The 9,229-nt window shown below is 69.2% G+C and carries 8 protein-coding genes, 1 tRNA gene and 1 riboswitch; of the genes, 4 read left to right on the top strand and 5 right to left on the bottom strand.

The genetic code is table 11. The annotated features are described in order from the left end of the window. Positions 1 to 16 precede the first annotated feature (16 nt). Positions 17 to 784 (bottom strand): 5-oxoprolinase subunit PxpA, encoded by a 768-nt coding sequence (locus tag VJR25_RS16075; protein ID WP_324116836.1) that lies wholly within the window; start codon positions 782 to 784, stop codon positions 17 to 19. 74 nt (positions 785 to 858) lie between these two features. Between VJR25_RS16075 and VJR25_RS16070 the strand changes: the two genes are divergently transcribed. The 3 genes from VJR25_RS16070 (at position 859) to VJR25_RS16060 (ending at position 4,306) form a co-directional block, all read left to right on the top strand. After that, positions 859 to 2,004, top strand: coding sequence for a LacI family DNA-binding transcriptional regulator (locus VJR25_RS16070; RefSeq protein WP_324116843.1), 1,146 nt, complete (start codon positions 859 to 861; stop codon positions 2,002 to 2,004). Positions 2,005 to 2,651: 647 nt separating this feature from the next. Beyond that, positions 2,652 to 3,560 (top strand): DNA-processing protein DprA, encoded by a 909-nt coding sequence (locus VJR25_RS16065; protein ID WP_324116834.1) that lies wholly within the window; start codon positions 2,652 to 2,654, stop codon positions 3,558 to 3,560. Then, on the top strand, positions 3,557 to 4,306 hold the full coding sequence (locus VJR25_RS16060) for a hypothetical protein (RefSeq protein WP_324116832.1): 750 nt from the start codon (positions 3,557 to 3,559) through the stop codon (positions 4,304 to 4,306). The genes VJR25_RS16065 and VJR25_RS16060 overlap by 4 nt, the downstream gene beginning before the upstream one ends. Before the next feature lie 160 nt (positions 4,307 to 4,466). Here VJR25_RS16060 and VJR25_RS16055 read toward each other — a convergent pair. Both VJR25_RS16055 and VJR25_RS16050 read right to left on the bottom strand, forming a co-directional pair. Beyond that, positions 4,467 to 4,539: transfer RNA gene (locus tag VJR25_RS16055), tRNA-Arg, on the bottom strand. 66 nt (positions 4,540 to 4,605) lie between these two features. Continuing rightward, the gene (locus tag VJR25_RS16050; RefSeq protein ID WP_324116830.1) at positions 4,606 to 4,758 is read right to left on the bottom strand and encodes a hypothetical protein; all 153 of its coding nucleotides are present in this window, start codon (positions 4,756 to 4,758) and stop codon (positions 4,606 to 4,608) included. A gap of 180 nt (positions 4,759 to 4,938) precedes the next feature. On the opposite strand from VJR25_RS16050, the gene VJR25_RS16045 reads away from it, so the two are divergent. Then, positions 4,939 to 7,899, top strand: coding sequence for a hypothetical protein (locus tag VJR25_RS16045; RefSeq protein WP_324116828.1), 2,961 nt, complete (start codon positions 4,939 to 4,941; stop codon positions 7,897 to 7,899). On the opposite strand, the gene VJR25_RS16040 is transcribed toward VJR25_RS16045, so the two are convergent. Next, entirely contained in the window at positions 7,791 to 8,114 is a 324-nt protein-coding gene (locus VJR25_RS16040; protein ID WP_324116841.1) for a multidrug efflux SMR transporter, read from the bottom strand. The two genes, VJR25_RS16045 and VJR25_RS16040, sit on opposite strands and share 109 nt — an antisense overlap. Before the next feature lie 11 nt (positions 8,115 to 8,125). Next, positions 8,126 to 8,190, bottom strand: a riboswitch (guanidine-III (ykkC-III) riboswitch). 84 nt (positions 8,191 to 8,274) lie between these two features. Further along, entirely contained in the window at positions 8,275 to 8,931 is a 657-nt protein-coding gene (gene trmB / locus VJR25_RS16035) for a tRNA (guanosine(46)-N7)-methyltransferase TrmB (protein ID WP_324116839.1), read from the bottom strand. Positions 8,932 to 9,229: the final 298 nt, after the last annotated feature.

Here is a 9,229-nt window from a genome sequence, read left to right as displayed (position 1 = left end):
AGAACGCTCGACGTGCTCATGAGGCGGCATCCGGGGCAGCGATCTCGACGCCGGCGGCTTCGAGTTCGGCACGGAGCAGGCGGGCGAGTTCGACGGCGCCGGGGTTGTCGCCGTGCAGCAGCACCGAATCCACCGTGACCGGCAGGTCGACACCGTTCGCGCTCTCGATGACGCCCTCGGCGACCATGCGCACCGTGCGTTCCGCGATGAGCGCGGCGTCATGGATGACCGCGCCCGGCTCGGACCGCGGCACCAATGTGCCGTCGTCGCGGTAGGCGCGGTCGGCGATTCCGACGACCCCGACACGTACACCCGCAGCCCGGGACGCATCGGCCAGGCAGCCGTCCTGCGCAAGCACGCGCAGGCCCGGGTCGACGTGGGTGATCGCGTCCACGACCGCGTCGGCGTAGTCCTGCCGCACGGCGACGAGGTTTCCGAGACGGCCGTGCGGTGCCACATGCACGACCCGGGCGCCGTGATACGACGCCACCGCGCTGAGCGCGCCCAGCTGATAGACGACGTCCGTCCGCACCTCGTACCCGGTCAGATCCATGGTGCGGCGCCCGAACCCCACGAGGTCCGGAAAGCTCGGATGCGCCCCGATGGCCACGCCTCGCCTGACGCATTCGGCGACCGTCCGGTCCATCACGCGCGGGTCGCCGGCGTGGAATCCGCAGGCCACGTTCGCGGACGTGATGATCTCCAGCAGGGCGTCGTCGTCACCCATCTTCCAGTCGCCGAAACTCTCCCCGAGGTCTGCCACCAGATCGATCCGCCGCGTCATCACGAGCCCTCCTGTCCAACCGGCCAAGCCGACGATCCGACGTTAGTCCCGCTGCGTACACGGAAGAAGTGATCATGCCAACCGTGTGCCATGCGATCTTGGAGATGTCAAGAAATCAAAGGGATCGCGAACTGTTTGCTGGCACGGAATTTGCCATCGCATTGCCAGGAGCGCGCAGCACAGGGCATGCTCTCTCCATGAACACACCTCCTCGCCGCGTGCACCGCCGCGTGACGCTCACCGAGATCGCCGAGGCGTGCGGCGTCGCACCGTCCACGGTCTCCCGGGCACTGTCGAACCCGAACCGGGTCAGCGCCCAGATGTACGAGCGCGTCGCCCGCAAAGCACGTGAAATGGGTTACGAGTCCGCAACGCTCCCCGCTGCACGCTCGCGCATCACCCGAGGAACCATCGCACTCCTGGTCGCGAACCTCACCAACCCGTTCAACCTCGACGTCATCCGCGGATGTCAGGTCCAGGCACAGTCCGCCGGCTTCATGCAACTCCTGGTCACCTCCGAAGAATCCGAACAGATGGAAGCGGACTGGCTGCGCGAACTGCCCCAGAACGTCGACGGCATCGTGGTCGCGTCCCCCCGATCCGAGGACTCCCTCCTCACAGAGGTCGCCCAGCGCGTCCCCCTCGTCATCCTCAATCGCGAAGTCCCCGGAATCGCGGGCATCGTCATCGACACCGTCGCAGGCCTGGTGCAAGCACTCGACTACCTCGTCTCGCTCGGCCACCACGACATCGCCTACGTCCGAGGACCGTCCACCTCCTGGTCCGACCGACACCGGTACGAGGCACTGCAAGAAGCCGCCGAACGGCACGGCGTCGAACTCAAGGCGATCGGGGCCTTCTACCCCACCGTCGACGCGGGAGCCGCGGCCGCCGACGCAGTCGCACTGGCCGACGTGACCGCGGCCCTGTTCTTCAACGACACGCTCGCCATCGCGGCAATGGCACGATTCGCGCACCGCGGCATCCGCGTCCCCGAAGACATCAGCGTGATCGGATGCGACGACATCTTCGCCGCATCCTTCGCGTCGCCGCCCCTCACAACCGTGAGATCCCCCGGCGAACAGGCCGGCCGAGTCATCACGGACATGCTCCTCAGCAGCTTCCTCTCCCGCTCACGAGGACACCGGGTCGACACCATGCCCGCGCACCTGATCGTCCGCGAGTCGACCTCGCACGCGTCAGCTGAACGATATGCGTGATGACAGCCGCAGGCCGCGTGGCACGCAACACCGAAAGCCGACCCGCCTCATCCCGGCGGCGTCAAGCCTCCGATCCTGGATCCGGCCGAGATCCCCGACGATCCTGCGGCCGACGCGGTCCGGGTGGTGAAGGTCCCAGGTCAACGGCACCGTCTACGCGCGGGGCACCTAACTTCTCCATCGACAAGCACCTCGCCGGGCGCGCCGCGCACACGATCCACAAGCTCGACCGGCTCCTCGTCTTCGACGAGCACGGCGCTCTGCTCGGGGAGAGGCTCTGGCCGCTGCCCGGTACGGCGTACGTCGGCAACGACAAGCCGCGCGGCCGCCGGCCAGCAACCCGGACACCGGAGGAAGTGTCACCGATGTCCTGAGGCAGAACTGAACCTATCCCTGCAGCAGTCCCCTCGGACACAGTTCGGCGGCGATGCCCTTGGATGTCTACTCCGATAGGTTCGAGAACGATCTGGACACATCTCGAAGCGGCTCAACAACGCCGCGCTCAACTGGTTCTTTCCGGCAGCCTTCGGGCCAAGCGCGGAGCCGTCCGGCCGCGCGATAGCGGACGAATGACTGCCCGAATAGTGCCGCCGATGGCGCCGCGCAACGCTGCCTCCGATGTCCGACGTCAGGGATACCCTGTCGATATGACGTCAAGCCAGCAGGAGAGAGCGGCACTGTTCACGCTGCTGCGTGAACGACGTCGCGAAGTGAGCTGGGGACGGATTGCGTCCGACGTGTCCGCAGAGGGCAGCGCTCTCGTCGTGCTCGAAGAGCGCACCGACGGTGAGCTCTTTCCGGCACCGGTGTCGGAGGTCGACCTTGCGAATGCCGCCGACCAGCTGACCGACTGGCGGGCGGCAGGCTATCAACTCGTCACCGTGCTCGATGACACCTACCCAGCACGACTGCTGGACATCCGCGAGACGCCCCCGTTCCTCTTCTACCGTGGCAAGCTGCAGCGGCACGATCCGGGGATGTCGATCGTGGGGTCGCGCTCGGCTAGCCCCTGGGCTCTCGAGATGGCCGCGACTGTGGCGGAGCTTCTCGTCGCTCAGAATCTGACCGTGATCAGCGGCCTTGCCGCGGGCATCGACGCTGCGGCCCACCGCGCCGCGCTGGCCGCCGGCGGGCGGACGGTGGCATTTCTGGGCACGGGCATTGCCCGGAGCTACCCTGCCGCGAACGCCGCGCTGCAGGAGGAGATCGGCTCACGCGGGCTGCTGCTGTCACAGTTCTATCCGGACGCACCTCCCACGAAGCAGAGTTTTCCGATGCGAAACGCGTCGATGTCCGGTTATGGGCTGGCCACGATCGTGATCGAAGCCGGCGAGCACTCAGGGACCAGGATCCAAGCGCGTCTGGCCGGTGAACACGGACGCCCGGTGATCCTCACCAGCCGCGTCGCCGAGTCGACGTCCTGGGGGCGCGCGCTCGCGGGTGCGCCCAACGTCTGGGTTGTGAACACGCTCAACGAGCTCAGGGCGGCGATCGAAGAGGTACGCAGCGCGCCGGAGCGGCTTGAGGACGCACTGCACGCCCTGCTCGCCTCGTGACCAGACAGCTGCCGCCAGAGATCCGAGAGATCGCGCGAAGCCTGAGCGTCTCCGCGGGCTCGTACCTGCAGAGCACCATCCGCGAGCCGGGTACGACCTGCGCCGTCTGCGAGGTGCCCGTGGACGGTTACCCGCGATGTTTCCAATGCAACCAACGCGCGCAAGCGGGCCTCAATCTGGCGGATCGCGTCAGCTCACTCGTCTACGCGGTCGAGTATGAGTCGCAGGCGTACAAGCTCGTGCAGAACTACAAGACGCCCGGCGCCGGCCCCAGTCACCGTACGACCATGCTCGCTCTGCTCGCGCTCGGGCTCCGTGGGCATATCCAGTGCGCGCGTAAGCTCTCCGAGCGATCGACGCATGGGTGGGCCGTCGTTCCGTCGACCCGAGGTCGCACGACGCTACACGAACTTGTGCGCTCTCTCGCGCGTAGACCCGCCGACGAGGTCATCGTGGACTACTCAGGCCCGCCCGGCCTGCGCGAGCTGAGGCCGGAGTACTGGACTGCCCGGCCTGGACTGGTTCTCCCCGAGCATGTTGTCGTGATCGATGACTCGTGGGTGACGGGCGCGCACGCGCAATCTGTCGCCGTCTCGCTGAAGGCTGCAGGCGTATCCCAGGTGTCGATCTTCACGGTCGCCCGGGTACTCGACCCGCACTGGCCTCCGGCCGAGCCCTTCATCCGGCACCGTCTCACCGGGTTCGACGAGGTGCGATGCCCATGGACTGGCGGCGAGTGCCCGTAGCGCTCGCTTCGAACGGAATCTTCCAGAATTCTTCCAGAACACCGGATGTCACCCGTTTGATTTCAAGTGTGGGCAAATTGTGGGCAAACGGGCGAATTTGCCGATCTGAAAGCCGCCCATGACGCAAGAAATCCCAGGCCTGACCTGGGATTTCTTTCTGTGCCCCCGACAGGAATCGAACCTGCGACCTTTGGTACCGGAAACCAACGCTCTATCCCCTGAGCTACGGAGGCGTACCGAACGAGACTACCAGTCCGCGAAGGCTCCTCCTGACGCGAGGGTCGCGCCGGGCGCGTCGCTCATCCGTCCTCTCGCGGCGGCACGGGTGCGACGTTCACGTGCCCGCGCAAATCGGCCGCGGCACGGTCGGCGTGGTACAGCGGGAGACCGCGCGGCGGGTCGAGCACGGCCACCTCGGGGTCGCTCAGGTGCATGTACAGTGCCGGTTCCATGGTGGCTCCTCCCGTCGGGCGAGCGCATGCGCCCGCTAACCCGACAGAGCGTGTCACAGTTCCGGAAATACGCGGAAATTCCGCCCTCGGGATGTATCTTCCGACCCGCTCGCGCCTCCCCACCTGTGACGGCACGGATGCCCGCGACCGCCTCCACGACGCGGCACAGGGGAGCATCCGATGGACGACGACCAGAAGCACTGGATCCCGCTCCCGACGCGGCGCCTCCGGCTCGTGGTGGCCGGCATCGCAATTGTCGCCGGGATCGCGGCCGCGGTACTCAGCCTCGCGGGCAGCGCGCGCGTCGGCTCCCTGACCGCGGTGCTCGATCCGGTCGAGGTTCTCGCGGGCAAGTCCGGCCCGACGGTCACCGCGGCCCTCGCCTTCAACGCCGTCATCCTGACCCTCACCGGCATCTGCCTGGTGGGCGGATCCCTGCTCGCCATGAGCCTCATCCGCAACCACACCGGCCGGCACTACGCCGAGTTCGGGGTGCTCGCGGGGCTGACCATCATCCTCGCCGGGCTTGCGAAGGACACCCTCCGGCTCGTGCTGCCCGCCTCCGGCACCACTCCCCTCTGGTACGGCACCGCCACCGACTGGGAGACCGCACTGGCGATGCTCGTCGTCAGCGCCCAGGTCGTCGCCTGGCCGATCGCCGTCGTGGGACTCGGCATGACCGTCGGGCGCAGCTGGCCATGGTCCCGGTCGCAGCACGCACTGAGCGCCGACGACGTGCGCCCGCCCCTGGCCCTCACCCGGCGGGACGCCCCGCTCCCGAGCGGCGACGAGACCCCGAGGCCGAGCCGCAACACCAGCTGGGCGCGCGGATTCAACGTCCCCGAAAGCGAGGACATCCTCACCCGCCTGCAGGCATCCGAACCCGTCGTGGGCGTGTGCCTGTCCGGCGGCGGCGTGCGCGCCGGCACCCTCGCGCTCGGCGTGCTGCAGGCACCCGCGATGCGGGAGAAGCTGCTCGGCGCCGACTTCGTCGTGTCGGTCTCCGGCGGCGGCTACATCGCCGGAGCGTTCCAGCAGGCGCTCTCCGACGCGGAGCATCCCGATGCCGGCGACTGGACGGTGGTGCGCGACCCGGCGTCCGTGCTGATGCCCGGCACGGCCGAGGAGGACTTCGTCCGCCGCCACGCGAGCTACCTGGCCAACACCCCCGGGCAGCTGCTGCACGCGCTCGCCCGCATCGCCGCGCACCTGGTCATCACCATGGCCCTCGTCTTCGCGCCCGCCGTCGCGGTGGGCGTCGCACTCGGACTGCTCTACCGCGGGCGGATCACGTCCGTGAACACCGGAGGCACCATCGCCGCCGCGGTGCGGGGCGCCCTGCCGTCGTCGTTCACGTGGGTGCTGATCGCGGTGTCGATCCCGCTCGCGGCGGCCGGTCTGTGCGCGCTGCTGGCCTGGTGGGGACTCGCCGGCAAGCGCCTGCGCCGCGCGGCCGCGTGCTTCAGCCTGTTCGCGCTGGTCACCGCAGTGGTGACCGTCGGGGTCCCCGCGCTGATCGGTCTCGCGGGCGGCATCATGGACGGCTCGAAGACCGCCGGCCAGGTGGTCGCGACCTCGTTCTGGGGCGTGCTGGGCACCTACGCGGTCAGCCTCGTGTCGATCGGCCGCGTGACCGCAGCGCGGATGTCGAAGCCGCCGTCGTGGTTCCACAAGATCGCGAGCGCCCCCGGCGCGGTGATCAACATGCTGCTCGTCGTGGTGGTGATCGTCGTCGCGACCGCCGCCTGGCTGCTGCTTGCCGGCGGCGCCGCTGCGGCCACGATCAACAGCGTGCAGGCGGGCGACCTCTCGGTGCCCGTCGGATCGGCTGTGTCGGCGGTGGTGATCGTCCTGTTCGCAATCGTGATCGGCGGGTTCGTGGACGAGACCCGGTTGAGCCTTCATCCCTTCTATCGCGCCCGGCTGGCATCCGCGTTCGCGGTGCGCCGCGTCAGCCGCGGCGGCGTCGACGTCGCCGTCGCATACAACCCCGAGACGCGCACCAACCTGTCCACCTACGGCCGGCGACCGGTGGACGGCGAGCGCAACGCGACGTTCCCGCAGGTGATCTTCGCGGCATCCGCCACGATCGGCGGCGCGCGCACGCCCGCCGGCAACAATCGCGTCTCGTACACGTTCAGCGGGGACTGGATCGGCGGACCGGAGGTCGGGTACGTGCGCGCCGAGGCGCTCGAGCGCATCAGCCCGAAGCACATCGAACGCGACCTCACCGTGCAGGGAGCGGTGGCGATCTCCGGCGGTGCGATCTCCGCCTCCGGCGGGGGGCAGGGCTCCCCCTGGTACGGCACGCTGTTCGCCCTGTCGGGTGTGCGGCTCGGGGCCTGGCTGCCGAATCCGTCGTACGCGATCGAGCGCTACCGGGAGGGCATCGACCCCGAGGATGCGTCGCGCGCGCCCCGCATCCCCCGCAAGCGCCGCATGGACTGCCTCATGAAGGAGCTGCTCGGCCCGCACACCCACAACGGGCCTCTGCTGCAGGTGACCGACGGCGGCTTCTACGACAACCTCGGGCTCATCGAGCTGCTGCGCCGACGCTGCACCGAGATCTACTCCGTGGATGCCAGCGGCGAGGTGAACTCCGCCCCGTCGACCCTCGCCCACGCGATCAGCCTCGCCGCCGAGGAGCTCGGGGTGCGCATCGACTGGGGCGCGAAGGGCGTGTGGAGCGCCTCGGCCGGCACCGCCGACGACACGTCGCTGCCCAAGGGCATGGACGCGCTGCGCCCGCGCCTCGGCGAGTCGCCGGTGCTGATCGGCACGGTCATCTACCCGGACGAATGCGGGATGCCGGGACTCACCGGCACCATCCGCGTCGCTCGGGCGTCCCTCTGGCCGGGGCTCGCGCCGGACGTGCTCACCTATGCGCTCGGTCACCGTGCGTTCCCGAACGACAGCACCGCCGACCAGTGGTTCTACGACGACGACTACCGCGCCTACACCACCCTCGGCCGGGCGATGGGCGACCTGCTCGCCACGGCGCCGGCGCCCGAGCCGGATGCCGCGACCACCGCCTACCGCGGGTCTCCGACGAGCTTCAGCCCGACGACGCACGCCACCAGCCCGACGATGAGCAGCACGCGCACGATCGAGACCGACTCCGCTCCGGAGACCATCCCGTAGCCGACGGTCAGCGCGGCACCGATGCCGACCCAGACGGCGTATGCCGTGCCGGTGGGGATGTCGCGCATCGCGAGGGCGAGACCGCCCATGGACGCGAGGAGCCCGAAGCCGAACACGACGCTCGGCCAGAGCTTCGTGAAGCCCTCCGCCTTGCCGAGCGCGGTGGCCCAGACGGCTTCGAGCACACCCGAGAGGATGAGGATGACCCACGACATGACGTCAGCTCCCTGGCCAGTCTTGTCGCGCACCGGGTACTGATCCGTCGTCCGGGGATCCTGTCCGGGATCCGGTCGCCACGATACCCGGCGGGCCTGATCAGCCCCTGGGCACACCCCGACCGTCGAGCGGTCGAAGCGCGGGAACGCCGGGGCCGCGTCACACCAGACGGTAGACGAGGTCGCGGATGTCGCGCCCCTTCGCGATGCCCTTGCGCTCGAAGGCGGTCATCACGCGACCGTCGAAGCGCGGCGCCCACTCCCCCGCGAAGTCGCGCTCGAACGCCCCGGCGGCATCCATCACCTCGCGCATCTGCAGGGCGTAGTCCTCCCAGTCGGTCGCGAGGCGCAGCACACCACCGGGTGCCAGCGCCGCCGCCGCGATGCCGGTGAAGGCGGGCGCGATGAGCCGGCGCTTGTTGTGCTTGGCCTTGTGCCACGGGTCCGGGAAGAACACCCACAGCTCGCTGACCGATCCTGCCGGCAGCAGGTGCTCCAGCACCTCGGGCGCGTTGGCCTCGACGAGGCGCAGGTTGTGCACGTCGGCGGCGGCGGCATCCTTCATGGTCCGCGCGAGGCCGGCCTTGAACACCTCGACCGCGAGGAAGTCGGTGTCGGGGCGGGATGCCGCGGCATGCACGATCGCGTGCCCCTGCCCCGAGCCGATCTCCACCACGAGCGGGGCGGAGCGCCCCCATACCTGCCCGGGGTCGATGTGCGAGCCCGCGGCGACGCTTGTGCCCGCGATGCCGCGCGGCACCTGGATCAGGTACGCCGGGGCGAGGTCGTCCCACGCGCGCTCCTGCGCGTCCGACATGCGTCCGCTGCGGCGCACGAACGAGACGGGCTTGTCACGGAACGTGCGGATCTCGGACGCGTCAGGGTTCTCGGGCACTCCTCAAGCCTACGAGCCCGCACGGTCTGCGTTTCGGCTCGCTCCGCGTTCCCGGTCGTTGAGCGAGGAGCGCAGCGACGAGACGAAACGCAGCAACCCCCGCCAACACACTGCGTTTCGGCTCGCTTCGCTCGCTCAACGACCGCGGGGGAGGAGGGAGCGTGCCGGGGCAAGCGCTCAGGCTCTCCCCCTACTCGCCGGTCGTTGAGCGAGGAGCGCA

It is taken from the genome of Microbacterium sp. (genome assembly GCF_035277845.1).
Taxonomy (GTDB): domain Bacteria; phylum Actinomycetota; class Actinomycetes; order Actinomycetales; family Microbacteriaceae; genus Microbacterium.
The sequence above is the reverse complement of the archived record's forward strand: the minus strand, read 5'-3'. Positions and strand labels throughout refer to the sequence as shown.